Consider the following 24,713-nt stretch of genomic DNA (forward strand, 5'->3'; position numbering starts at 1 on the left):
GAGAGAATCGAAGTAAGCCTATGGAGCGTGATCTGACAGCCGTGACAAACAAGAACCGACCCGGTGAGCGGTCGTCCGGGGAGTACTCCGGTGACACCGAGGTCCATAGCATTACCGACGCCGCCGCCGCCCACTCGGAAGAGATGCGCCAGCGGATGGTCAAATATGCCGTGGCCATGGGCATCCGCATGATCTGCCTGGTCCTCGTGTTCGTGGTGGACGGCTGGTTCAAGGTCATCCCCATCATCGGAGCCGTCTTCCTGCCCTGGTTTGCGGTGGTGATCGCCAACGGCAGCGACCGCGCCGAAGTCCACAGCGAGTCCCTGATCGACTACGTCCCGATGGGCGAACTCGACGCGCCCCGCCCGGCGGAGACTCCCGGCCAGCGCCCCCCGGCGGCGGACGACGCCCCCATCACGCTGCTCCAAGGCGAGCTGATTGACGACGACGACGAGGACCACAGGCGGGCTGCTTCATGAACATTTTTGATCTGGCCGACCCCGCTGCCGCGCCTGCAACGGCGATGTGCTCGCGCAAGGCCTGCCGCGCCGACGCCGCCTGGCAGCTGCTCTGGAACAACCCGAAGATCCACACCCCGGAGCGCCGCAAAACCTGGCTCGCCTGCCCGGAACACCGCGCCTGGCTGGAGGATTATCTGCAGACGCGCGGGCTCTGGAAGGCAACCGTCCCGCTGGACGACGCTGCCGGCAACGGCGCGGAATCCCCCATTGTCCCGGGCAGGGCCGGCTGAATGTACCGCTTCCTTTTCTCCAGCAAGTGGCTGGGTTACCTGCTGCTGGCCGCCATTTTTGCCACCGCGTGCGTGTTCCTGGGCCGCTGGCAGATGGACCGCCGGGCCGAGACCCTCGCCGAGATCAACCGCGTCGTCTCGAACTACTCCGCGACCCCGATTCCCTTCGCGGACGCCCGGGACCAGTTCATCAAGCTCGACGCTGACCGGGAATGGACGCAGGTAGAACTCCGCGGCCGCTACGACGAGGCCGGGCAGCGGATTGTCCGCAACCGCCCGCTCAACGGACAACCCGGCTATGAGGTGGTGGTGCCGTTCAAGCTGGAGTCCGGCGAAACGGTGGTGATCGACCGCGGCTGGCTTCCCATCGGCAATAAGACTCCCGGGAGCCCGGATTCGGTCCCGGCTCCGCCGGCCGGCAACGTCACCGTGGTGGCCCGGCTCAAGCCGGCCGAGCCGGCGCTGCAGCGCGGCGCCCCGGACGGGCAGCTCGCGTCGATCGACCTGGCAACCTACTCCTCCCAGCTTGGATACCCGCTGCTCACCGGCGCCTACGGCCAACTGGCTTCGGAGACCCCGCCGGCCGCAGACATGCCCGTCGGCTTCCCCAAGCCCTCCACCGAGGAAGGCACCCACCTGTCCTATTCGCTGCAGTGGTTTGCCTTCGGCGTCCTCATGTTCGTCGGCTTCGGTTACGCTGCCCGCCAACAGGCCCGGAACGCTGCTATTGATGCGGAGGACGCTGAGGGCCAGGACGCCGGTGACGGGTACCTGCACGCGAGCAATCCGTCCCCGCGCCGTCGGACAGTCCCCCGGAAACGCAAGACTGCCACGGCCGAGGAAGAGGAAGACGCAATCCTGGACGCCCAGGGATTCTGAGGGAGCACCGTATGGACCCCGACGCCGTCGCCAGCGTCCGGCGCGCGCTCCTCGCGGCCGGCGCCACGGATACCGTGGCCATTTTCGAGTCCCCGGTACCGACGGCAGCGGCAGCCGCCGTTGCCTTGGCCTGCGACGTCGCGGCGATCACGAACAGCCTCATCTTCGACCTGGACGGCGCTCCCCTGCTGATCCTTGCCAGCGGCGCAGCCAAAGTGGACGTCCGCAAGGTTGAAGCCCTTCTCGGCTCCGGGAAGATCCGCCGCGCTTCCCCCGACTTCGTCCTGCACCACACGGGCCAGCGCGTAGGAGGAGTGGCCCCGCTCGGCCACCCGGCGAAAATCAGAACCCTCCTCGACGAATCGCTGAAGAACCACGAACTGCTCTGGGCCGGCGCCGGAGACCACAACTCCATGTTCTCCATCAGCTACCAAGAACTCCACCGCATCACCGCCGCCGAAGAACTCCAGGTACGTTAGCTTCCGCAGTGGCGACATGACCGCCAGCGGAGCGACATCCGTGAGAGCGCTGAGCGCGATGATGACGATGCACTAGCGCAACGGTGCGGCTGATTTGCGTAGCGTGCGTCTAAGCGGGGGCCCACGCCGTCCGGGTTCCCTGGCCGAGCTTGCGAGGTTAGGGGGACGGTGGGGAGTACGAGCGAGCACGCGGCAAATCGGGCGTGCCGAGGCGCGGAGGTGACCAAGAGGGACTGCCCAGAGGCCTACGCCAGCGTGATCAAATCCAGGTAGTCCTCGTTCCAGAGATCCTCGACCCCGTCAGGCAGCAACACGACGCGCTCCGGGTTGAGTGCCTCGACGGCGCCCTCGTCGTGGCTCACCAGCACAACCGCGCCGGTATAGTTGCGCAGCGCGCCCAGGATCTCGGAGCGGCTCGCGGGGTCGAGGTTGTTGGTGGGCTCGTCCAGGAGCAGCACGTTGGCGCTCGACGCGACAATCGTGGCCAGCGCCAGGCGGGTCTTCTCACCGCCGGAGAGCACCCCGGCGGGCTTGTCGACGTCGTCGCCGGAAAACAGGAACGAGCCCAGGATGCCGCGGACCTCGGAGTCGTTCATGTCCGGCGCGGCCGAGCGCATGTTCTGCAGCACGGTGCGGTCGACGTCGAGCGTCTCATGCTCCTGCGCGTAGTAGCCCACCTTGAGGCCGTGGCCGGGGATGACTTCGCCGGTGTCGGGCTTGTCGACGCCGGCGAGCATGCGCAGCAGTGTCGTTTTGCCGGCGCCGTTGAGGCCCAGGATAACCACCTTGGAGCCGCGGTCGATCGCGAGGTCGACGTCGGTAAAGATTTCCAGCGACCCGTAGGACTTGCTGAGGCCGTCGGCGGTGAGCGGGGTCTTGCCGCAGGGCGAGGGGTCCGGGAAGCGCAGGGCGGCCACGCGGTCGTTCTCGCGCACCGCTTCCAGGCCGCCGAGCAGCCGCTCCGCGCGCTTGGCCATGTTCTGCGCTGCGACGGCCTTGGTGGCCTTGGCGCGCATCTTGTTGGCCTGGTCCATCAGGACCTGGGCCTTCTTCTCGGCGTTGGCGCGTTCGCGCTTGCGGGCGCGCTCGTCGGTTTCGCGCTGCGTCAGGTAGCGCTTCCAGTCCATGTTGTAGAAGTCGATCTGCGCGCGGTTGGCGTCCAGCAGGAAGACCTTGTTGACCGTCGCCTCGAGCAGTTCGGTGTCGTGGCTGATCACGATCAGGCCGCCCTGGTGGTTCTTGAGGAACTCGCGCAGCCAGGCAATGGAGTCGGCGTCGAGGTGGTTGGTGGGCTCATCGAGCAGCATCGTCTCGGCGTCGGAGTAGAGGATGCGGGCGAGCTCCACACGGCGGCGCTGGCCGCCGGAGAGGGTCTTGAGTGGCTGGTTCAGCAGCCGGTCCGGCAGGGCGAGGTTCGAACAGATCGCGGCGGCCTCAGCCTCGGCTGCGTAGCCGCCGGCGGCGAGGAACTCGGATTCCAGCCGGTCGTAGCGGTTCATAGCCTTGCGCTGGATGTTGGCGTCCTCGCTGGCCATCTCCTCGTGCGCGACCCGGAGCTTGCCGACCGCGATGTCGAGGCCGCGGGCGGACAGGATCCGGTCCCGGGCCAGCTGCTCCATGTCCGGCGTGCGGGGGTCCTGCGGCAGGTAGCCGATCTCGCCGCTGCGGGTCACCTTCCCGGCGGCGGGGAGGCCTTCACCGGCCAGCACCCGGGTCAGCGTGGTCTTGCCTGCACCGTTACGGCCAACGAGGCCGATCTTGTCTCCCTTGTCGATCCGGAAGCTCACCTGGTCCATAAGCAGACGGGCGCCGGCGCGCAGTTCGAGATCCTGGACGGTAATCAATGCAGCTAAGGCCTTTCACAACAGGGAACGCCGCGGCACAACAGATGAAGTCTGGACGGGGCCGGGGCAGTGTGGCCAAGAGTTCGGCCTCTACCAGTCTACCGGCACCTCCCCTGCCGGGTGACATCGGGGAACGCCGCGGACGACGGCGGCCGGCGCCCGCCGTGGTTGACCGCCGCGTCGCCGAATTGGCGGAGTGGTCCAGCGAGCGGGCCCGCGCTTAGTGGAAGGCCTACAAAATGGCGGCGTGGCCGCGGCCGTATCGTCGGAAGTAGATCCCCGGACCCACCACGCGACAGGAAACATCATGAGCAATGCCGAGAATGCCGTTACCGATGCCGGCACCACCAAACCCACCGGTTCCAGTGCCGCGACGCCGCGGGGAAGCCGGCGCAACCGCTGGGATGCTACCGACCTGGGACTGATCGCCGTCTTCGCCGCACTCGTCGCGGCGTCGGCGCTCGTGGCGGCCATCCCGGTGGCCGGCCTGGGTGTGCCGATCACGTTGCAGACCCTCGCTGTGATGCTCACCGGACTCGCGCTGGGCGCGGGCCGCGCCTTCGCCGCCGTCGGGCTCTACCTGCTCCTGGGCTTCGCCGGACTGCCGATCTTCAGCGGCGGGCGCAGCGGCCTGGGTGTCCTGGCCGGACCGTCGGCGGGCTACATCATCGGCTTCCTGCTGGCGGCCACCGCCGTCGGCGCCTTGACCGCCGTCGTGTTGCGCCGCACGGCGGGCCGCTCCGGGAAGCTCCGGGCCGTGCTGCTCTTCTGCGCCGCCATGGTCAGCAGCATCGTCTTTGTCCACGGGCTGGGCATCCTCGGCATGGTGGTCAACGCGAAACTCAGTTTCTCCGCAGCTTTCGTGGCCGACCTCGCGTTCTACCCGGGCGACATCATTAAGAACGTCCTTGCGGTCACGGTCGCCCTCGCCCTGCACAAGGCCTTCCCTGACCTGCTGGTGCGCCGCATCCGGCGCGCAGACGGACGCGCATGAGCATTGTCCTGGACCGCGCGGAGGTGCGGGTCGCCGTTGACGGCTCGGCGGAGCCCAAGACCTTGCTCCACGCCACGTCCCTGGACCTGACCGAGCGGCGGATCGGCGTGATCGGCGCCAACGGCTCCGGGAAGTCGACGCTGCTGCGGCTGCTGAACGGCCTGGTCGCGCCGAGCTCCGGCAGTGTCACGGTCGCCGGTGCGGACACGGTCCGGGAGGTGCGGGCCGTGCGCCGCCGGGTGGGCTTTGTGTTCACCGATCCGCTCTCGCAGCTGGTAATGCCCACGGGCCGGGAGGACGTGGAATTGTCCCTGCGCCGTTCGGAGCGGAACGCCGGCCGACGACGTGCCCTGGCTGAAGCGGCGCTGGAGCGTTTCGGGCTGCTGGCGCTGGCGGACCAGAGTGTCTACGAGCTCTCCGGCGGCGAACGGCAGCTGGTGGCCCTCGCCGCCGTGCTGGCCGTCAAACCGGACGTCCTGGTGCTGGACGAGCCGTCCACCCTGCTGGACCTGCGAAACCGCGAACTCCTGCGCCGCACCCTGGCCGGGCTGGAACAGCAGGTCATCCTGTCCACGCACGACCTGGACCTTGCCCTCGATCTGGACCGGGTGCTCGTGGTGGACGCCGGGAAGGTTGTGTTCGACGGCGGGGCGGCGGCCGCCGTCGCGCAGTACCGGACGCTGTGCGCGGCGGATCCCGCTGCCGTGCCGCCCGCCCGCGGGGAGACGGCGGGGCCATGAGGGGGCACGGTTTCCTGCTGGCCAACTACGTGCCGGGGAGTTCCCCGGTGCACCGCGCGCCGCTGTGGCTGAAGTTCCTTCTGGTGCTGGCGTGCGGGATGGGGTCATTCTTGGTGGCGGACTGGGCCGCGGCTGCCGCGGGGCTTGTGCTGCTGTGCGGGGTGTTCCTGCTCAGCGGCGCCGGTGCCGGCAGGCTGCTCCGGGCCGTCCGGCCGGTCCTGCCCGTGCTGGCCATGATCGGGCTGTTCCAATGGTGGCAGCTCGGCGGCCCCGTTGCGGCACGGATCGTGTTAAACGTCCTGGTCTGTGTGGTGGCGGCGTCTATCCTCACCGCCACCACCCCGGTCCAGACCCTGTTGGACGGCGTGGCCTCGCTGGCCCGGCCGTTCCGCCGGTTCGGCGCCGATCCCGAGCGGTTCGCGCTGACGATCGCCGTGATGCTGCGCAGCATCCCCTTCATCGCCGGAGCCTATGCCGATGTCCGTGATTCGGCCCGCGCCCGTGGCCTGGAGCGGAACCCCCGCGCCTTGGTACTGCCGGTGTTCATCACCACGGTGGCCTTTGCCCGGCAGACCGGCGAGGCCCTGGCGGCCCGCGGGTTGGGCGAGGCGGAGGATTGGGAGGACTGAGCCCGGCCACCCCGGGACATGCCCACCCTTGGCCGCGGGGCGTGGACATACCACCACTGTGTCCGATCCCGGGTCCGAAGAATGAGCATGTCCCGTGGGGTTAGAGGAGCGTCCTGTACTCGAACAGCGCAGCCGTCCCCATCCCGCCGGCGATGCTGATCATGGCCAGGGCCAGCGTGCCGTCCACCGGCTCCCGGCGGGCCTGGGCCAGCAGCCTCGTCACGAGGACGGCTCCGGATGCCCCGTAGGCGTGGCCCAGGGCGAGGGCTCCGCCGTCGAGGTTGGCGCGGCGCGGTTCGATGCCCAGCTGGTCGAGGCACGCCAGCGTCTGCGAGGCGAAGGCCTCGTTGAACTCGATCAGCCCGAGGTCCCGGGCCGCGACGGAAGCACCCGCGAGCAGGCGTGCCGCAGCCGCCGCCGCGCCCATCCCCAGCAGCGCTGGTTCCACGCCCGCGGTGTTCGTCCCGAGCACCAGCAGGCCGTCGCGGGCGCCGAGTTGGCGTGCACGGGCCAGCGAGGTGACCACCACGGCGGCGGCCCCGTCCGCGTCGAAGCAGGAATTTCCGGCGGTCACGCTCCCGCCGGGAACAAACGCGGCCGGGAACCGGGCCAGCACCGCAGGGGTCAGGGAGCGGCGCGGCCCGTCGTCGGAGCGGACAGGACCCGCTGGCCCGGGCAGCGCCACAACTTCCCCGTCGAAGGCGCCGGCTGCGGCGGCGTCGAGGGCCCGCTGGTGGCTGCGCAGTGCGAACTCGTCCTGCCGCTGCCGCGAAATGCCGAAACGCACAGCCACGTTTTCGGCGGCCACCCCCATGTCAGGGTCGCCGTAGCCCGCCGGGGCGAACCGGGCCCGGCGGTAGAACTGCGGCTCGCCACCGGCGCCGGGACGGGCACGGAGCGGCGCCGTGCTGATGCTCTCGACTCCGCCGGCCAGGTAAACGCCGCCGGGGCCACTCCCGAAACCACCCCCGGCGGCAACCAGCCGGGATGCCAGCACAATCGCGTCCAGCCCGGAACCGCACTGCCGGTCCACGGTCAGCCCGGGAACGCTCACCGGCAGGCCGGCCTCCAGGGCCGCCAGCCGGGCAACGTTGCCGCCGCCGCCCACCGCGTTACCAATCACCACATCCTGGACCTGGTCCGCTGCAACACCCGTGTCGGCCAGCAGGCGGCGCAGCACCGGTGCCAGCAGCTGCTCGGCCTGCAGGGTTTTCAGGGCTCCGTGGGCCCGGCAGACCGGGGTCCGCCGCGCGGCGATGATGACGGGTTGCCGGTCGGCCGGCAGCGGATCTTCAGCCAAGGCGCTGGATCCGCGGGTCGTTGCGGGCGATCCACTCGAGCAGCAGCGGACGGCTGGGCTTGCCGCGGTCGGTGAGGGGCAGCTCGGCCAGCAGGTAATAGTCCAGTGGCCGCTTGTTTCGGGCCAGGACGTCCTCGACGCCGGCTCTCAGCTGGGTGCCGGTCAGGCCGCCGTGCGAGGGCAGTACCGCTGCCACGACGCGCTGGCCGCGCAGGTCGTCCGGCTGGCCGGCGGCCACGGCGGCGGCGACTCCCGGGACCGACGCGAGGGCCAGCTCCACCTCGTGCGGGTACACGTTGCTTCCCGACGTGATAATCATGTCCGAGCGGCGGCCCAGCAGGTGCAGGATCCCGCTGGACAGGTAGCCCTGGTCCCCCACGGTGTACCAGCCGTTAAAGCACCGCAGTGCCTCGCCGTCGTCGCCCCAGAGGTAGCCGTCGCTGACCATGCCGCTGCGCACGCACACGTTGCCGTCGTGCCCGTCCGGCACCGGGGCTCCGCCGTCGTCCAGGATCCTCACCTCGACGCCGGGAAACGGCCCGCCGATCCCGGTTCCCAGGCCCGGCTCCCCTGCTGTTGCTACCTCACCGGGCCGCAGGCCCTCGCCGGCGACGAAACTGAGCTCCGCGGCGCCGTAGTATTCGAAGATGGTCGCGTTCGGCGCCCAGCGGCGCGCGGCCTCCAGGGTCCGCGCGTCGAGCCTGGAACCGGCGCAGATGATGCTCCGCAGCCCGGAGCCGTCCACACCGCCGGCCAGCCCGCGCTCGCTCAGCAGCCGGAGCATCGTGGGCACCAGCACCAGCCGGGTGATGCCGTCGTGGCTGACAGCGGTGTGCGCGTCCCCGACGTCGAAATGGTCCAGGGTGTGGAATGCGGAGCCGGCATACAGGCATTCGGCGAGGGCATAGAGGTTGAGGCTGGCGGCCAGGGGCCCGGGCGCGAGCGTCCTGTCGTCCGGGCCCAGGCCGAAGAACTCGACAGAGGACTCGAAGGACAGCTGCCAGGACCGCCGCGACCGGCTGAACGCCTTCGGCACCGCCGTGGTCCCGGACGTGAGCCCGATCAGGAACGGCGAGTCGGGCGGGCCGTCAGCGAGGTCGTCGCCCATGGCGCCGCCCTCGCCTGTGCCGCCCCCGGCGGACCCGTCCAGGGCGGGACCGCCCCCGGGCACGGTGTCCGCGATCCGCGCGGTCAGGCTGTCGAGCAGCTGTTGCGGCCAGGTGGGGTCCAGCACGGCGCAGCGGCGGCTACCGGCGACCGCCGCCGCGAAGGCAGCGGCAAAATCCGTGGAGTTGCGCTCGGCCAGGACCGTGACGCCCGGCGTCACGGGGACGAGTGCGGCCGCGGCATCCCGCAGTTCGGAGAAACTCAGGCGTTGCCCGGCCACGACGACGGCGGTGCCGTCGGGGCGCTCGTCGGCCCAGCGCTGGAGTCTGTCGAGAAAAGGCATCGGACCAACTTTACCGGGCAACGGAGCCCGGACAGCCGGGAGAGGATATTGTTTCAGCATGAGTTTCAATGACAACGTGCAACTGGACCCGTCGCAGGTCCAGAGCCGCGGCGGCATGGGCCGCGGCACCAAAATCGGCGGCGGCATCGGCGGCGGCATTGTGCTGCTCCTGGCCGCGCTGTTCGGCATCAACCCGCAACTGCTGGAGGGCCTGGCCGGCAGCGCCCAAGACCAGCAGTCGCAGGGCCAGAGCACCGCACCGGCGTGCAAGACCGGCGCCGACGCCGATGCCAGCCTGGAGTGCCGGATCGTGGGCACAGTCAACAGCCTGAATGCGTTCTGGCCGGACTATCTGGCGCAGTACAACAAGAAGTACCCGCAACCGGACACGGTCCTGTTCCGCGGGGCAACGAGCACCGGCTGCGGCTCCGCCACCTCGGAGGTCGGCCCGTTCTACTGCCCGGCCGACCAGACGGCGTACTTCGATCCGGGCTTCTTCCAGGAACTCGTGGACCGCTTCGGCTCCTCGGGCGGCCCGCTGGCGCAGGAGTACGTGGTGGCCCACGAGTTCGGCCACCATATCCAGAATGTCCTCGGCACCATCGATCGTGCCCAGCAGGATCCGCAGGGTCCGGAGTCCGGCGCGGTGCGGGTGGAGCTCCAGGCCGACTGCTACGCCGGCCTCTGGGTCCGCTACGCCACCACCACCAAGGATCCGAAGAGCGGCCAGCCGTTCCTGGAACCGCTCAAGACGCAGGACCTGCAGGACGCCCTGTCCGCCGCGTCGTCGGTGGGCGATGACCGGATCCAGAAGGCCGCCACCGGCCGGGTCTCGCCCGAATCCTGGACCCACGGCTCCAGCGCGCAGCGGCAGAAGTGGTTCTACCAGGGTTACAAGACCGGCGACATCAACCAGTGCGACACGTTTAAGGTCGCCACCCCGTAGCCCGACCCCTCAGACGACGACGGCGGGCCCACCTCTTGGAGGTGGGCCCGCCGTCGTCGTTAATCCCGGCTCTCGGCGGAACCGGCGGGGGCTAGATGTTGAAGCCCAGGGCGCGCATCTGGTCGCGGCCGTCTTCGGTGATCCGCTCCGGACCCCACGGCGGCATCCATACCCAGTTCAGTCGCCAGTCGTCCACAATGCCGTCCAGGGCCTTGCCCACCTGCTCCTCGATCACGTCGGTGAGCGGGCACGCGGCCGTGGTCAGCGTCATGTCGATCAGCAGGGCACCGTCGTCGTCGGAGTACTTCAGGCCGTAGAGCAGGCCCAGATCAACGATGTTCACGCCCAGTTCCGGGTCGATCACATCCTTGAGTGCCTCTTCGACATCCTCGAGGCCCGTCCGGGCCATATTGATTTCGGTCATGGCGTAGTCCTAACTAGGCCTGTGCTGCGGCGTCGGCGGCAGCGATGGTGGCGGCTCCGGCGCCCGGGAGGTAGCGGTCGTAGCCTTCTTCTTCGAGGCGGTCGGCCAGCTCCGGGCCGCCCTCTTCGACAACCTTGCCGTCCACGAACACGTGCACGAATTCCGGCTTGATGTAGCGCAGGATCCGGGTGTAGTGGGTGATCAGCAGGGTGCCCATGTTGCCCTCGGCGTGCGCGCGGTTGACGCCCTCGGAGACAACCTTCAGCGCGTCGACGTCCAGGCCCGAGTCGGTCTCGTCGAGGATGGCGAACTTGGGCTTGAAGAGCTCCAGCTGGAGGATCTCCACGCGCTTCTTCTCGCCGCCGGAGAAGCCCTCGTTGACGTTGCGCTGGGTGAAGTCGGCGTCGATGCGCAGCTGCGCCATGGCGGCCTTGACGTCCTTGGTCCAGGTGCGCAGCTTCGGGGCTTCGCCGTCGATCGCGGTCTTGGCGGTGCGCAGGAAGTTGGTCATGCTGACGCCGGGAACCTCGACCGGGTACTGCATGGCCAGGAACAGGCCGGCGCGGGCGCGCTCATCGACGCTCATCGCGAGCACGTCTTCGCCGTCGAGCGTGATGGTACCGCTCGTGACGTTGTAGCGCGGGTGGCCGGCGATCGTTGACGCCAGGGTGGACTTGCCCGAGCCGTTCGGGCCCATGATCGCGTGGGTCTGGCCGGTCTTGATGGTCAGGCTGACGCCCTTAAGGATTTCCTTGGTGCCCTGCTCGGTGTCAATGCTGACGTGCAGGTCCTTGATCTCAAGAGTGGACATGTGTCTTGTTCTCCTCTGCACCGCCACCTCGGCGGTGGTGCGTTTTCTCGTCGATAAGTTTTGGTTGTTGCTGGCTGCCGGCCGGCGGGGGCAAGCGTGGCTTGCCCCCGCGGTCAGCTGAAGTTCGGAGCCTCGGCGCCGTTCAGGATGGTGCTGACGTCCACATAGACGTCGTCATCCTGGATGGTGACGGCAAAGACCGGCACGGGATCGTAGGCGGGCAGCTGGAGCGGCTGGCCGCTGCGCAGGTCGAACTGGGAGCCGTGGCCCCAGCACTCGATCTTGCAGCCTTCCACTTCGCCCTCGGAGAGCGAGATGTCCGCGTGCGAGCAGGTGTCACCGATGGCGTGGATCTCCCCCATCGAGTCCTTGACGACCGCTACCGGGTAGTCGTCGATCAGGATCCGCAGCGCCTGCTTGACCTGGATCTCGCTGGCGTTGCAGACCAACTCGCCTTTTGGCTGTTCCGTCATGTCTTTGTCCCGTACTTCTCTAGTGGTCCGTGGCGGCGAGCTCGCGCTCGACGGCGGCCGTGAGGCGATCCTCGATGACAGGAACCTTGATCTGCTGGATGATCTCGTTCAGGAATCCGCGGACCACCAGGCGGCGGGCCACCTTTTCCGGAATGCCGCGGGCCATCAGGTAGAAGAGGTGCTCGTCGTCGAAACGGCCGGTGGCGCTGGCGTGGCCGGCGCCGGCGATCAGGCCGGTCTCGATCTCAAGGTTGGGCACGGAATCAGCGCGGGCGCCGTCGGTGAGGACCAGGTTGCGGTTGGCCTCGTACGTGTCGGTGCCTTCGGCTTCCTTGCGGATCAGGACGTCACCCACCCAGACGGTGTGCGCGTTCCGGCCCTGCAGGGCGCCCTTGTAGAGCACGTTGGACTTGCAGTTGGCGACGGCGTGGTCCACGAAGAGGCGCTGCTCGAGGTGCTGTCCGGCGTCGGCGAAGTACAGGCCGAACATTTCCGCTTCGGCACCTGGCGCGGTGAAGCGGGCCGACGGCGTCACCCGGACCAGGTCGCCGCCAAGGCTGACGACGATGTGCTTGAACTTGGCGTCGCGGCCCAGCTTCGCCTGCTGGGAGGAGGCGTGCACGGCGTCGTCGTTCCATTCCTGCAGCGAGATGACGGTGAGCTGCGCGCCGTCCTCGACCAGGATTTCGATGTTTTCCGAGACGACGGCGGAGCCCTGGTGGTCCAGCACAACAACGGCCTTGGAGAACTTCTCCGCGATGATCACGATGTGCTGCGCGGACGCCGCGTCGCCCTGGCCGGTCAGCACCACGCTGACCTCGCCGACGGCCTGGACTTCGGCGGGCACCGTGATGACGGTGGCCTCGGTGAAGTTCTCCCAGGCGTTGGCCGAAACCCGGTCCTCCGGGATGGCTGCGGAGCCGATGCGGGCATCGTCGCGGCCGACGGTCTCAACCCGGACGCTCTCCGGGCCGGTGACGGCCACGGACGGCGCGGCGCCGTTCAGGACCTCGGTGTGCAGGCCGCGGAGCCGCTTGAGCGGGGTGAACCGCCAGTCTTCCTCCATGCCGGTCAGCGGCTTGAAGTCCGCCAGCTTGTAGGAGGTCAGGCGGCCGGCGCGCGAGCTGTCCGGGACGCCGACGCCGCCGCCGTGCGAGTGCGCCTTGACGGCCTCGCCGGCCAGCGGGGCCTTCGACTCGGCGGAGTTCAGCGGCGAGAGGCTTTCGCCTTCCTCGGTGAACCCGTCAATGAACGGCTTCGATGAGGGCGCGCCGATGCGGGCCTTTTCAGTAGTGATGTCAGTCATTAACCGACCGATCCTTCCATCTGCAGTTCAATCAGGCGGTTCAGCTCAAGGGCGTATTCCATCGGCAGTTCACGGGCGATCGGCTCGATGAAGCCGCGCACGATCATCGCCATGGCCTCGTCTTCGCGCATGCCGCGGGACATCAGGTAGAACAGCTGCTCTTCGCTGACGCGCGAGACCGTGGCCTCGTGCCCCATGGTGACGTCGTCCTCGCGGATGTCGATGTACGGGTACGTATCCGAACGGCTGATGGTGTCAACCAGCAGCGCATCACAGCGGACCGTGTTGGCCGAGTGCTTGGCGCCTTCGCGGACCTGGACCAGGCCGCGGTAGGCGGCGCGGCCGCCGCCGCGGGCCACGGACTTGGAGATGATCGAGCTCTTCGTGTTCGGAGCGATGTGCACCATCTTTGAACCGGTGTCCTGGTGCTGGCCTTCGCCGGCGAACGCGATCGAAAGGGTCTCGCCCTTGGCGCCCTCACCGACGAGGTAAACGGCCGGATACTTCATGGTGACCTTGGAACCGATGTTGCCGTCGATCCACTCCATCGTGGCGCCCTCTTCGCAGATGGCGCGCTTGGTGACCAGGTTGTACACGTTGTTGGACCAGTTCTGGATGGTCGTGTAGCGGACGCGGGCGCCCTTCTTCACGATGATCTCCACGACGGCGGAGTGCAGCGAATCCGAGGTGTAGATCGGTGCGGTGCAGCCCTCGATGTAGTGGACGTAGGAGTCCTCGTCCGCGATGATCAGGGTCCGCTCGAACTGGCCCATGTTTTCGGTGTTGATGCGGAAGTAGGCCTGCAGCGGGATGTCCACGTGGACGCCCTTGGGCACGTACACGAAGGACCCGCCGGACCACACAGCCGTGTTCAGCGAGGCGAACTTGTTGTCGCCCACCGGGATGATGGTGCCGAAGTACTCCTGGAAGATCTCCGGGTGCTCACGCAGCGCGGTGTCCGTGTCCAGGAAGATGACGCCCTGGGCTTCCAGGTCCTCGCGGATCTGGTGGTAGACAACCTCGGACTCGTACTGGGCAGCGACGCCGGAGACGAGGCGGCTGCGCTCGGCTTCCGGGATGCCCAGCTTCTCGTAGGTGTTCCGGATGTCCTCGGGCAGGTCCTCCCAGGTGGCGGCCTGCTTCTCGGTGGAACGCACGAAGTACTTGATGTTGTCGAAGTCGATGCCGGACAGGTCCGCGCCCCAGGTGGGCATGGGCTTGCGGTCGAAGTACTTCAGGCCCTTGAGGCGAAGGTCGAGCATCCATTCCGGCTCGTTCTTCTTGGCCGAGATGTCACGCACGACGTCCTCATCGATACCACGGCGGGCGTTCGCGCCGACGTCGTTCTTGTCGGCCCAGCCGTATTCGTAGGTGCCGATTCCGTGGAGCTCGGGATTCTTTTCCAGAATCTCCGAGATCACAGTGGATTCAGCAACCTTCTTCTCTGATAGTTGGTCCGTCATCACGGCCTTTCTTGCAGATGGTTGGATACTTCGTCCGGGTTGCCCGGGCCCGCGGGGCTGGGAGCCCCGACGGCGGCCGGACGGCCCGTAGGTATGTGGGTGGTGCAGACGTGGCCGCCGCGCGCCAGGGTGGAGAGCCGGCGCACGTCGACGCCGACCAGCCGGGAAAACAGCTCGGTCTCCACATCGCAGAACACCGGGAACTGGGCGGCGAGCTGCTGGATGGGGCAGTGCCCCTGGCAGAGCTGGACGCTGGAGAGTGCCGCCGGAAGCGGGGCCTTGGCCTCGATTGACTGCGCCGAGGCGACAAACCCGTCGCGGCTCAGGGCCTCCGACAGCGCCTGGGCGCGGGCGGTGATGTCGGTCCCCGCCTGTTCGATTTCCGGCGCGTAGCGGCGTTCCATCTCGGCGAAGCGCTCGACGGCGAACTCCCGCACGGCGTCGGAGCCTGCGGTTTCGCCGAGCCGTCGCAGCGCGGAGCTGGCGATATCGAGGTAGTCGTTCCCGAGCGTGGACTGGCCCTGCGAGCTGAGCACGTAGCGGCGCGCCGGCCGGCCGGCGCCGGCACCCGCGCGGGCCACCCGCTTGACCTCGATCACGCCATGGCGTGACAGGTGGTCCAAGTGGCGGCGGACCGCGGCGGGGGTGAATCCCAGCAGCTCACCGAGCTCGGCGGCGCTGATCGGGCCGTGTTCCAGCACTGCGGCGAGCACGCGGTCCCGGGTGCGTTCCTCGGCGTCCGCGGCGTGTGCCGACGGCACAACAACAGACACTGCCGGCGGCACCGCAACAGGCACTGCCGCGGGCCCGGCAGCCTCACGTGACCCCGCGCGCACGGCAGGCACGGCGGAAGTAGTTGGGCTCATGGAATACACAACACAATCATGTCGTAATTTAGTCCCCCGATCCAGTAAGGCATGGCTTTCCTGGCGCCCGCCGAAGATCGGGGCCGGGCCTACTACATCGCGTAGAATGCTGTGGTGCGATCTCCCGAATCCCCCGCCCTGGCCATCAGCGGGCTCATCAAGGATGTAGGTCCCCTGCCCAGCCTTGACGGCAAAATGCTGCGGGTGGTCAGCGGGCTCTCCCTCGTGGCCGAACGCGGCCAGGTCACCGCCCTGCTGGGCGCCAACGGTGCCGGCAAGACCACCACCATCGAATGCGCCCAGGGCCTGCAGAAACGCACCGGCGGCAGCATCAGCCTGCTCGGCCAGGACCCGGACACAGCCGGGGCGGAGCTGCGCGCCCGCGTCGGCGTCATGCTCCAGGACGGCGGGCTGCCACCGTCGGCCCGGCCCATCCCGCTGCTCCGGCACGTCGCCGGCATGTACCAGGACCCGTGGCCGGTGGACGAGCTGGTGGAGCGGCTGGGCATCGACGCGTTCAGCCGCACCTCCGTGCGGCGCCTCTCCGGCGGCCAGAAGCAGCGGCTTGCCCTTGCCGCGGCCCTGGTGGGCCGACCCGAGGTGCTCTTCCTCGACGAGCCGAGCGCCGGCCTGGACCCGCAGTCCCGCCAGCTGGTCTTCGAACTAATCGGCGAGCTGCGGGACCGCGGAATGGGCATTGTGCTCACCACGCACCTGATGGACGATGCGCAGCGCCTGGCCGACTACGTCTACATCATCGACGCCGGCCGGAACGTCGCCGAAGGCACCGTCGCACAGCTGCTGAAGCACGAGCTGGCGACCGACGGCGAACAGCATATCCGGACACTGCTCTTCGAGGCGGCGCCCGGGCTGGACCTGGCCGGCGTCCTGCCCGCCGACGTCGAGATCCGCGAGACGCGGGCCGGCAGCTACAGCGCCACCGGCGCGCTGACCCCGGCCGACCTCGCCGCCGTCGCGGCCTGGTGGGCCGAACGGGGCATCATGCCCGCCTCCATGAGCCTGGCCGCCCGCAGCCTCGAGGACGTCTTCCTCGACATCTCCGGAAGGGAGATCCGATGAGCTCCACGCCCGCCGGCACAACCGCCCGCACCCCGCTGGGAAGTGCCCCCGCTCCGCTGCTCCGCCGGATCCTGCTGCAGGGCGGGTACGAGACTGTCACCATGCTCCGCAACGGCGAGCAGCTGATCCTCGCGGTCATCCTGCCGCTGCTGGCGCTGATCGGGCTGACGGTCACGCCGCTGCTGGACGGTCTCGGCTCCAGCCGGGTCAACATCGCCGTGCCGGGCATCCTGGCCCTGTGCGCCATGTCCACGGCCTTCACCGGGCAGGGCATCTCCACCGGCTTCGACCGCCGGTACGGGGTGCTGCGCTTCCTCTCCACCACCCCGCTGGGCCGGGCCGGGCTGATCCTGGGCAAGGTACTGGCGGTACTCGCCGTCCTGCTGCTGCAGGTGCTGGTGGTGACCGCCGTCGCCCTACCGCTGGGCTGGCAGCCCTCCACGCCGGGGATCCTCCCCGGTCTGGCGCTGCTGGTGCTCGGCGCCGCGGCGTTCACCGCCCTGGGCCTGTTGGTCGCGGGCACGGTGCGTCCGGAGGCCACCCTGGCGATCACCAACCTGCTGTGGATCCTGCTCGGTGCGCTCGGCGGCATTGTCATTCCGGCCGAACGCCTCCCCGCCCTCGCCCAGGCGATAGTGCATTTCCTTCCCTCCGGCGCGCTGGGCCAGGCGCTGCGGGATGCTTTCCTGCACGGCAGCGTCAACCTGGCCGCCGTGTTTGTCCTGCTGCTCTGGACGGCGATCGCCGGCGCCGCAGCAACCCGTTGGTTCAAGTGGAATTGAGAAAACTGTGAGTACGGCGTCCCGCCCTTCCCGGATCGTGTCCCGGATTTCCTCCCGGCTGCCCGGCACCGTCGACAAGACGGTCCGCCGGCTGGCCGTGCTGTCCCTGGTCGGCCAGACCGTGCTGGTGGTCACCGGCGGCGCCGTCCGCCTCACCGCCTCCGGCCTGGGCTGCCCCACCTGGCCGCGCTGCACCGACAGTTCGCTGGTGAACACGCCGGAGATGGGCATCCACGGCATCATCGAGTTCGGCAACCGGCTCCTGACCTTCGCGCTGGCCGCCGTCGCGGTGATGATGCTGGTGTACCTGTGGAACCTGCGCCGCGAACGCCGCGACCTGTTCCTGCTGGCGCTTGGCCTGCTGGCCAGCATTCCGGCCCAGGCCGTCATCGGCGGCATCACCGTCCTGACCCGGCTGAACCCGTGGGTAGTGGGGCTGCACTTCCTTGTCTCCATGGCCCTCGTGGTGGTCGCGACGCTGCTCGTCAACCGCGCCTACGGGCGGACCGGCGCCTTCCGCACCCGTGATCTCCCCGCCCTGCCTGGCGCCGCACGGCCGGTGCTGGGCGCCGTCGCCGTGTTCTCCGCCGTCGCCGTCTGCCTCGGCGTTGTGGTGACCGGCGCGGGCCCGCACGCCGGCGACGCGAACGCCCCGCGCAACAACCTGGACTGGGACCTCTTCTCACACATTCACGCCGTCCCGGCGTACCTCGTCACGGCAGGGGCCTTGTTCGGTGTGTTCCTCGTGCTCCGCGGCCGCATCTCCGGCCCGTTCCGCACCGCCGTGTTCGCGCTGCTGGGCGTCACCGTGCTGCAGGCCGCGATCGGCTTCACGCAGTACTACAACGGCATCCCGGCGCTGCTCGTCGGCGCACACATGCTCGGCGCGGCGCTGCTGATGATCGCGTCCACCAACGCCGCGGACATCGCCCGCAGCAGCCCGGTCAACTAGCCACACACAACAACGCGGGGTCAGATACAGTCCATACCGGCCGTCCGGATGGGCTGTATCTGACCCCGCGTTCGTTGTTGGTTCGGGGGGCGCTGCTTAGCCGCCGACGAGGGCGGACCCGATGAAGGGGTCGACGGCCAGCGCGAGGAAGAGCAGGGTGAGGTAGCTGATGGAGCCGTGGAAGACCTTCATGGCGCCCTTGTTGGAGACGTCCCCGCCCTGGGCCCGGTTGTAGAGGGCGTGCGATTCGTACAGGAACCAGGCGCCTGCGGCGACGGCGGTGACGGTGTAGACCCAGCCGGCCCCGCCTACCGGGATCAGCAGCAGCGAGCAGGCGACCATGGCCCAGGCGTACAGGACGACCTGCACGGACACGACCTTGGCGCCGGCGATCGCGCCGAGCATCGGCACGTTGGCGTTGCGGTAGTCCTCGCCGTAGCGCATGGACAGCGGCCAGTAGTGCGGCGGGGTCCAGAGGAAGATCACCATAAAGAGTACGACGGCGGGCCACTCCACCGTGTTGGTCACCGCGGCCCAGGCAATCAGCACCGGGAAGCAGCCGGCGGCGCCGCCCCAGACGATGTTCTGCGCGGTGCGGCGCTTGAGGATCATGGTGTAGATCACGACGTAGAACACGATGGCGCCGAGGCCCAGCCAGGCCGAGAGCGGGTTGGCGCCAAACCAGAGGATCGCGATGGCGGCGGCGCCGAGGAGCCAGGAGAACACCAGCGCTTCCCGCGGCGTCACCTCGCCCGTGACCAGCGGCCGGTTCTCCGTCCGGTGCATGAGCTTGTCGATGTCCCGGTCGATATAGCAGTTGAAGGAGCCTGCGCTGCCGGCGGCGAAGGCGCCGCCTACGAGTGTTGCCAGGATCAGGCCCAGGGACGGGAAGCCGCGCTCGGCGTAGATCATGGTGGGCAGGGTGCTGACCAGCAGGAGTTCGATCACCCGGGGTTTCGTGAGCGCCAGGTAGGCCTTGGCTTTGCGGGCGAAGCCGATCCGGCCTGGGGCCTGGGCGGCATTAAGCGGCGTATCTGTTGTGCTCACGGTGGCAGTCACTCTGTTCTGTCTGGCTGTTCAGTCCGGCTGGTCATCGCAGTGCGTGCTAAATCCGCCGCACTGCATTCGGAGGGGGTCCACGCGCGGCGCACAGGCATGTCCTCTCCCCCATTGGTAGCCACGCACCATCATACCGTGGCGGCACCGGCGTCCCGGTTCCGCAGCGGCCGCCGGGAATTCCGGCAGATTAACGCCGCCTCACCGCCGCGGCGGCCCGCGGTGATTCATATAAGCCGAAATCCGGTCCAATTCGTGAGATGTACGCTGCCCGGCAGGTGGAATGGGGCTAAGCTGTCTGACAGATCAGCACGCACCGGCGGACGCCCCAAACGGCGTTCCCTGCCCTACGCATGCGACTGAATGATAGATCAACGTTTCGATGGTGAACGGCTGGTACGAACCGCAGCGGGCACCGACCTGTGCCCCGGCGGGAAAGCTCCCCGAGGGAATCCGCCCGGAGGGAATCGTACCGCCGGCCGTCAGCACAGAGAGGGGCCCGGTTTTCGTGCCACATTTGGAAGAGCAAGAACTGTCATGGACTGATCTGGACCAGCGTGCCGTGGATACCGTCCGGGTGCTCGCGGCGGATGCGGTGGAGAAGGTCGGCAACGGCCACCCCGGCACGGCCATGAGCCTGGCGCCGGCCGCGTACCTGCTCTTCCAGAAACTGATGCGGCATGATCCGGCGAACCCGGACTGGCTGGGCCGTGACAAATTCGTCCTGTCCCCGGGCCACACGTCCCTGACGCTGTACATCCAGCTGTTCCTCTCCGGCTACGGCCTGGAGCTGAAGGACCTCGAGGCGCTGCGGACCTGGGGTTCGCTGACCCCGGGCCACCCGGAGTACAAGCACACGGCCGGTGTGGAGATCACCACCGGCCCGCTCGGCCAGGGCCTGGCATCCGCCGTCGGCTTCGCCTACTCCCAGCGCCGGATGCGCGGACTGTTCGACGCCGACGCCCCCGCCGGCACCAGCCCGTTCGACCACACCGTCTGGGTGATCGCCTCCGACGGCGACCTGCAGGAAGGCGTCACCTCCGAGGCCTCCTCGCTCGCCGGCCACCAGGAACTGGGCAACCTCGTAGTGATCTACGACGAGAACCACATCAGCATCGAGGACGACACCGACGTCGCGTTCACCGAGGACGTGCTGGCCCGCTACAAGGCTTACGGCTGGCACACCCAGCGGGTCGACTGGACCCGGACCGGCGAGTACAAGGAAGACGTGGCGGAACTGCACGCCGCCCTGCTCGCTGCGAAGGCCGAGACGGGCAAACCCTCGATCATCTCGCTGCGGACCATCATCGGTTGGCCCGCGCCCAAGAAGCAGAACACCGGCAAGATCCACGGCTCGGCCCTGGGCGCCGAGGAAGTCGCCGGCCTGAAGAAGGTCCTGGGCTTCGACCCGGAACGCTCTTTCCAGGTTGATGACGAGATCCTGGCCCACACCCGCGAGGCGCAGGCCCGCGGCGCCGCTGCCCGGAGCGCGTGGCAGGACTCCTTCGAGGCCTGGCAGTCCGCCAACCCGGAGGCGGCCGCCCTGCTCGAACGGGTCGAGGCCCGCAAGCTCCCGGCCGAACTCGACGCCGCCCTGCCGGTCTTCGAAGCCGGCAAGGATGTTTCCACCCGCGCCGCCTCCGGCAAGGTCCTGAACGCGATCGGCCCGGTCCTGCCCGAACTGTGGGGCGGCTCCGCGGACCTCGCCGAGTCGAACAACACCACCATCGAAGGCTCGCCGTCGTTCATTCCGGCCTCCCGGCAGACCGAGGCGTGGAAGGGCAACCCCTACGGCCGGGTGCTGCACTTCGGCATCCGCGAACACGCCGCGGCGTCGATCGTGAACGGGATCAGCCTGGCCGGCCCGACCCGCGCGTTCTCCGGCACGTTCCTGATCTTCTCCGACTACCAACGCCCGGCGATCCGGCTCGGCGCCCTGATGGGCGTCCCGTCGCTGTACGTCTGGACGCACGACTCGATCGGTCTCGGCGAGGACGGCCCGACCCACCAGCCGGTTGAGCAGCTCGCCTCGCTCCGCGCGATCCCGGGCCTGGACGTCGTCCGCCCGGGAGACGCGAACGAGGTCGCGGCGGCCTGGAAGGTCATGCTCGAGAACCACGGGAATCCGGCCGGCATTGTGCTGACCCGGCAGAACATCCCCACGTACGCCCGCGGCACCGGCGACGCCGACGCCGACACGTTCGCCTCGACCGCGGGGGTCGCCAAGGGCGGCTACGTGCTGGCCGAAGCCTCCGCCAACGGCCGGACCACCGGGGCGCAGGTCATCCTGATCGCCACCGGCTCCGAGGTCCAGCTGGCCGTGGAGGCCCGCGAAGCCCTGCAGGCCGACGGCATCCCCACCCGGGTCGTGTCCATGCCGTGCGTGGAATGGTTCAACAAGCAGGACCCCGCCTACCGCGAGGCTGTGCTTCCCGCGTCCGTCAAGGCCCGCGTCTCCGTTGAAGCCGGCCTCGCGCTGGGCTGGAAGGAATTTGTCGGCGACGCCGGCCGTTCCATCAGCCTGGAGCATTTCGGCGCCTCAGCCGACTACAAGCGCCTGTTCCAGGAATTCGGCATCACCGCCGAGGCTGTGACCGCCGCCGCGAAGGAATCCCTCGCGGGCCTCACCGCCTGAGCCCAACTTCACGCTTTCCGGGCCGCCGCCGCCCACCCGACGGCGGCGGCCCCAGACTTCAGGAGTTACCCATGAACACCACCCCCACCCAGCAGCTGTCCGACGCCGGCGTTTCCATCTGGCTCGATGACCTCTCCCGCGGCCGCCTCGCCACCGGCACGCTGCGCAAGCTGATTGAAGAGAAGAACGTCGTTGGTGTCACCACCAACCCGAGCATCTTCCACGCCGCGATCACCACCGGGACCGACTACGACGGCAAGATCAAGGAAATGGCAGCCGCCGGCGCCAGCGTCGAGGAGACCGTCTTCGCCATCACCACCACCGATGTCGCCGACGCCTGCGACCTGTTCGCCCCCGTCGCCGCCGCGACCAACGGCGTCGACGGCCGCGTCTCAATCGAGGTGGATCCCCGCCTTGCCTGGGACACCGCCGGCACCATCACCGAGGCGAAGGAACTCTTTGGCCAGGTCAACAAGGACAACGTCCTGATCAAGATCCCCGCCACGCTCGAAGGCCTCGAGGCAATCACCGCTACCCTGGCCAGCGGCATCAGCGTCAACGTGACCCTGATCTTCTCGCTCGAGCGCTACCGCGCCGTCATCAACGCCTTCCAGAGCGGACTCGAGCAGGCCAAGGAAAACGGCCACGACCTGTCCAAGATCCACTCCGTGGCGTCGTTCTTCGTCTCCCGCGTGGACTCCGAAATCGACAAGCGCCTCGACGCGATCGGCACGCCGGAAGCCAAGGCGCTCAAGGGCAAGGCCGGCCTCGCCAACGCCCGCCTGGCGTACCAGGTCTACGAGGAGCTCTTCTCCACCGAGCGCTGGGCGCTGCTCGCCGAGTCCGGCGCGCGTCCGCAGCGGCCGCTCTGGGCGTCCACCGGCGTCAAGGATCCGGCCTACCCGGACACCCTGTACGTGACCGAACTCGTGGCCCCCGGCGTGGTCAACACGATGCCGGAAAAGACCCTGGACGCCACCTACGACCACGGCGCCATCACCGGCGACACGGTCACCCGCGGCTACGATGACGCGAACGCGACCCTGAACGCGCTCGACGCCCTCGGCATCTCCTACAACGAGGTCGTCGCCGTGCTCGAGTCGGAGGGGCTCGACAAGTTTGTGGCCAGCTGGAAGGAACTGCTGGCCGACGTCGAGGGCGCCCTCGCCGCTGCACGGAAGGACGCGTAGTCCCCCATGACCACTCTCAGCTACGACGCCACTGGCGCTGCCCGCCAGGCCCATGAACAGCACCTGCCCGCGCTGCTGGAGGAACGGGTTGCCACCCGGATCTTCGCCAAGGACGCCACCCTGTGGGGTCCCGACGCCGAAGCCGAGGCCGCGGTCCGGCTCGGCTGGGTGGAGGCCGCCACCATCTCCCAGCCGCTCGTGGCGGACATCCTGGCGCTCCGCGACGCGCTCCGCGCCGAGGGCGTAACCCGGATCGTCCTATGCGGCATGGGCGGTTCCTCCCTCGCCCCCGAGGTCATCGCCGGAACCGCCGGCGTCGAGCTGACGGTGCTGGACAGCACCGACCCCGAGCAGGTCGCCGCTGCCCTCGCGGACCGGCTGGCGGAGACCGCCATCGTGGTCTCCTCCAAGTCGGGCTCGACCCTGGAGACCGACTCGCAGCGCCGCGTCTTCGAGCGCGCCTTCACCGAAGCCGGGCTCGACGCGAAGAGCCGGATCATCATCGTCACGGACCCGGGGTCCCCCCTGGACAAGTCCGCGCGTGAGGCCGGCTACCGTGCCGTCTTCAACGCCGACCCCAACGTCGGCGGCCGCTACTCGGCGCTGACCGCCTTCGGGCTGGTGCCGTGCGGCCTGGCCGGCGTGGACATCCAGGCCTTCCTGGACGAAGCCGAAGAAACCGCCGAAATCCTCAACGACGACAGCGAAGAGAACATCGGCCTTGCGCTCGGCGCCGCGCTGGGCGGCACCAACCCGCTGCGCGACAAGATTGTCATCGCCGAGGACGGTTCCGGGATTGCCGGGTTCGCCGACTGGGCCGAACAGCTCATCGCCGAGTCCACCGGCAAGCTCGGCACCGGCGTGTTGCCGGTGGTCGCCGGCCCGGAAGCGCCCGAGGTGAAGACCGGCGCCGCGGATGTGCTGGTGATCCGGCTGGTGGCCGCCGACGCCGACGTCGAACTGGGCGCCAACGAGGCCGCAATTGCCGGCGGCCTCGCCGCGCAGATGATGACCTGGGAGTTCGCCACCGCCGTCGCGGGGCGGCTGCTCGGCATCAACCCCTTCGACCAGCCCGACGTCGAGGCCGCCAAGGTGGCCGCCCGCGGCCTGCTGGACGCGCAGCCGGAACCGACGCCGGCCAACTTCACCGACGGCGCCATCGAGGTCCGCGGCGGCGACTGGCTGGGCCAGGCCGGCACCGCGGCCGAGGCGGTCAGCGCGCTGCTGGGCCAGCTCGGGACGGACGGCTACCTCAGCGTCCAGGCCTACTTCGACCGGCTCAGCTACGCACCGCTTGAGGGCATCCGGGACGAGCTGGCAGCACTGAGCGGCCGGCCCGTCACGTTCGGCTGGGGACCCAGGTTCCTGCACTCCACCGGCCAGTTCCACAAGGGCGGCCCGGCGGTCGGCGTGTTCCTCCAGGTCACGGCGGCGTCCTCGACGGACCTCGCCATCCCGGAACGTCCCTTCAGCTTCGGCGAACTGATCTCCGCCCAGGCCGCCGGCGACGCGCAGGTCCTCGGCGACCACGGGCGGCCCGTGCTCCGGCTCCACCTCACGGACCGTGCCGCCGGCGTCCGCCAGCTGCAGCAGCTCGTCTCCTCGCTGGCCGGCACGCCAATTGCCGGCCGCCCAGCGTCCTCCACCGAAAGCTAAGGCACCA

24 protein-coding genes are annotated in these 24,713 nt (G+C 68.9%); 14 read left to right on the forward strand and 10 right to left on the reverse strand.

Annotated features, from left to right (window positions below):
• The first annotated feature begins 20 nt into the window (after window positions 1–20).
• From ABIN76_RS02425 to ABIN76_RS02440, 4 genes are read left to right on the forward strand one after another with little or no spacing between them, the layout of a single operon-like run.
• A complete protein-coding gene (locus tag ABIN76_RS02425) occupies window positions 21–479 on the forward strand; it encodes a DUF3099 domain-containing protein (protein ID WP_346958126.1) in 459 nt (152 codons plus the stop codon).
• Window positions 476–751, forward strand: coding sequence for a hypothetical protein (locus ABIN76_RS02430; RefSeq protein WP_346958127.1), 276 nt, complete (start codon window positions 476–478; stop codon window positions 749–751). The genes ABIN76_RS02425 and ABIN76_RS02430 overlap by 4 nt, the downstream gene beginning before the upstream one ends.
• On the forward strand, window positions 752–1,630 hold the full coding sequence (locus tag ABIN76_RS02435) for an SURF1 family protein (RefSeq protein ID WP_346958128.1): 879 nt from the start codon (window positions 752–754) through the stop codon (window positions 1,628–1,630).
• Window positions 1,631–1,641: 11 nt separating this feature from the next.
• Window positions 1,642–2,109: a YbaK/EbsC family protein gene (locus ABIN76_RS02440; RefSeq protein ID WP_346958129.1), complete on the forward strand. Its 468-nt coding sequence runs from the start codon at window positions 1,642–1,644 to the stop codon at window positions 2,107–2,109.
• Window positions 2,110–2,354: 245 nt separating this feature from the next.
• Here the strand turns inward: ABIN76_RS02440 and ABIN76_RS02445 are convergent, their stop codons facing one another.
• Window positions 2,355–3,953: an ABC-F family ATP-binding cassette domain-containing protein gene (locus ABIN76_RS02445; RefSeq protein ID WP_346958130.1), complete on the reverse strand. Its 1,599-nt coding sequence runs from the start codon at window positions 3,951–3,953 to the stop codon at window positions 2,355–2,357.
• Between the two features lie 307 nt (window positions 3,954–4,260).
• On the opposite strand from ABIN76_RS02445, the gene ABIN76_RS02450 reads away from it, so the two are divergent.
• Genes ABIN76_RS02450 through ABIN76_RS02460 form a run of 3 tightly spaced genes read left to right on the forward strand, consistent with a single transcriptional unit; the run spans window position 4,261 to window position 6,316 of the window.
• Window positions 4,261–4,947: a biotin transporter BioY gene (locus ABIN76_RS02450; RefSeq protein WP_346958131.1), complete on the forward strand. Its 687-nt coding sequence runs from the start codon at window positions 4,261–4,263 to the stop codon at window positions 4,945–4,947.
• Complete coding sequence (locus tag ABIN76_RS02455) at window positions 4,944–5,687, forward strand: ABC transporter ATP-binding protein (protein WP_346958132.1); 744 nt, start codon at window positions 4,944–4,946, stop codon at window positions 5,685–5,687. Before ABIN76_RS02450 ends, ABIN76_RS02455 begins: the two co-directional genes overlap by 4 nt.
• On the forward strand, window positions 5,684–6,316 hold the full coding sequence (locus ABIN76_RS02460; RefSeq protein WP_346958133.1) for an energy-coupling factor transporter transmembrane protein EcfT: 633 nt from the start codon (window positions 5,684–5,686) through the stop codon (window positions 6,314–6,316). Before ABIN76_RS02455 ends, ABIN76_RS02460 begins: the two co-directional genes overlap by 4 nt.
• Window positions 6,317–6,416: 100 nt before the next feature.
• Here the strand turns inward: ABIN76_RS02460 and ABIN76_RS02465 are convergent, their stop codons facing one another.
• Both ABIN76_RS02465 and ABIN76_RS02470 read right to left on the reverse strand, forming a co-directional pair.
• Window positions 6,417–7,616: a thiolase family protein gene (locus ABIN76_RS02465; RefSeq protein ID WP_346958134.1), complete on the reverse strand. Its 1,200-nt coding sequence runs from the start codon at window positions 7,614–7,616 to the stop codon at window positions 6,417–6,419.
• Window positions 7,609–9,066, reverse strand: coding sequence for an AMP-binding protein (locus ABIN76_RS02470; protein WP_346958135.1), 1,458 nt, complete (start codon window positions 9,064–9,066; stop codon window positions 7,609–7,611). The genes ABIN76_RS02465 and ABIN76_RS02470 overlap by 8 nt, the downstream gene beginning before the upstream one ends.
• Before the next feature lie 58 nt (window positions 9,067–9,124).
• On the opposite strand from ABIN76_RS02470, the gene ABIN76_RS02475 reads away from it, so the two are divergent.
• Window positions 9,125–10,012 (forward strand): neutral zinc metallopeptidase, encoded by an 888-nt coding sequence (locus ABIN76_RS02475; protein WP_346958136.1) that lies wholly within the window; start codon window positions 9,125–9,127, stop codon window positions 10,010–10,012.
• Between the two features lie 91 nt (window positions 10,013–10,103).
• On the opposite strand, the gene ABIN76_RS02480 is transcribed toward ABIN76_RS02475, so the two are convergent.
• From ABIN76_RS02480 to ABIN76_RS02505, 6 genes are all read right to left on the reverse strand, one after another.
• Window positions 10,104–10,436, reverse strand: a complete 333-nt coding sequence (locus tag ABIN76_RS02480) for a metal-sulfur cluster assembly factor (RefSeq protein WP_138769377.1) — start codon at window positions 10,434–10,436, stop codon at window positions 10,104–10,106.
• 13 nt (window positions 10,437–10,449) lie between these two features.
• Complete coding sequence (gene sufC, locus ABIN76_RS02485; RefSeq protein WP_175323330.1) at window positions 10,450–11,247, reverse strand: Fe-S cluster assembly ATPase SufC; 798 nt, start codon at window positions 11,245–11,247, stop codon at window positions 10,450–10,452.
• Window positions 11,248–11,360: 113 nt separating this feature from the next.
• A complete protein-coding gene (locus ABIN76_RS02490; protein WP_346958137.1) occupies window positions 11,361–11,720 on the reverse strand; it encodes a non-heme iron oxygenase ferredoxin subunit in 360 nt (119 codons plus the stop codon).
• Window positions 11,721–11,739: 19 nt separating this feature from the next.
• On the reverse strand, window positions 11,740–13,026 hold the full coding sequence (gene sufD, locus ABIN76_RS02495) for a Fe-S cluster assembly protein SufD (RefSeq protein WP_346958138.1): 1,287 nt from the start codon (window positions 13,024–13,026) through the stop codon (window positions 11,740–11,742).
• Window positions 13,026–14,489: a Fe-S cluster assembly protein SufB gene (gene sufB / locus ABIN76_RS02500; RefSeq protein WP_346958139.1), complete on the reverse strand. Its 1,464-nt coding sequence runs from the start codon at window positions 14,487–14,489 to the stop codon at window positions 13,026–13,028. The genes sufD and sufB overlap by 1 nt, the downstream gene beginning before the upstream one ends.
• A complete protein-coding gene (locus ABIN76_RS02505) occupies window positions 14,489–15,250 on the reverse strand; it encodes a helix-turn-helix domain-containing protein (protein ID WP_346958140.1) in 762 nt (253 codons plus the stop codon). Before ABIN76_RS02505 ends, sufB begins: the two co-directional genes overlap by 1 nt.
• 219 nt (window positions 15,251–15,469) lie before the next feature.
• Between ABIN76_RS02505 and ABIN76_RS02510 the strand changes: the two genes are divergently transcribed.
• Genes ABIN76_RS02510 through ABIN76_RS02520 form a run of 3 tightly spaced genes read left to right on the forward strand, consistent with a single transcriptional unit; the run spans window position 15,470 to window position 18,169 of the window.
• Complete coding sequence (locus ABIN76_RS02510) at window positions 15,470–16,435, forward strand: ABC transporter ATP-binding protein (RefSeq protein ID WP_346958141.1); 966 nt, start codon at window positions 15,470–15,472, stop codon at window positions 16,433–16,435.
• Window positions 16,432–17,217 carry an ABC transporter permease gene (locus tag ABIN76_RS02515; RefSeq protein WP_346958142.1) on the forward strand — a complete coding sequence of 262 codons (786 nt, stop codon included), beginning with the start codon at window positions 16,432–16,434 and terminating at the stop codon, window positions 17,215–17,217. Before ABIN76_RS02510 ends, ABIN76_RS02515 begins: the two co-directional genes overlap by 4 nt.
• Window positions 17,218–17,224: 7 nt before the next feature.
• Entirely contained in the window at window positions 17,225–18,169 is a 945-nt protein-coding gene (locus ABIN76_RS02520; protein WP_346958143.1) for a COX15/CtaA family protein, read from the forward strand.
• A gap of 96 nt (window positions 18,170–18,265) precedes the next feature.
• Here ABIN76_RS02520 and ABIN76_RS02525 read toward each other — a convergent pair whose 3' ends face one another.
• On the reverse strand, window positions 18,266–19,228 hold the full coding sequence (locus ABIN76_RS02525) for a heme o synthase (protein ID WP_346958144.1): 963 nt from the start codon (window positions 19,226–19,228) through the stop codon (window positions 18,266–18,268).
• Between the two features lie 514 nt (window positions 19,229–19,742).
• Between ABIN76_RS02525 and tkt the strand changes: the two genes are divergently transcribed.
• The 3 genes from tkt to ABIN76_RS02540 all read left to right on the forward strand — a co-directional run bounded on the left by tkt (window position 19,743) and on the right by ABIN76_RS02540 (window position 24,706).
• A complete protein-coding gene (tkt, locus tag ABIN76_RS02530; protein ID WP_346958338.1) occupies window positions 19,743–21,860 on the forward strand; it encodes a transketolase in 2,118 nt (705 codons plus the stop codon).
• Window positions 21,861–21,931: 71 nt separating this feature from the next.
• Window positions 21,932–23,050 carry a transaldolase gene (gene tal / locus ABIN76_RS02535; protein ID WP_346958145.1) on the forward strand — a complete coding sequence of 373 codons (1,119 nt, stop codon included), beginning with the start codon at window positions 21,932–21,934 and terminating at the stop codon, window positions 23,048–23,050.
• 6 nt (window positions 23,051–23,056) lie between these two features.
• Entirely contained in the window at window positions 23,057–24,706 is a 1,650-nt protein-coding gene (locus ABIN76_RS02540; RefSeq protein WP_346958146.1) for a glucose-6-phosphate isomerase, read from the forward strand.
• Window positions 24,707–24,713: the final 7 nt, after the last annotated feature.

It is taken from the genome of uncultured Arthrobacter sp. (genome assembly GCF_964021775.1).
In the GTDB taxonomy this organism is placed as follows: domain Bacteria; phylum Actinomycetota; class Actinomycetes; order Actinomycetales; family Micrococcaceae; genus Arthrobacter.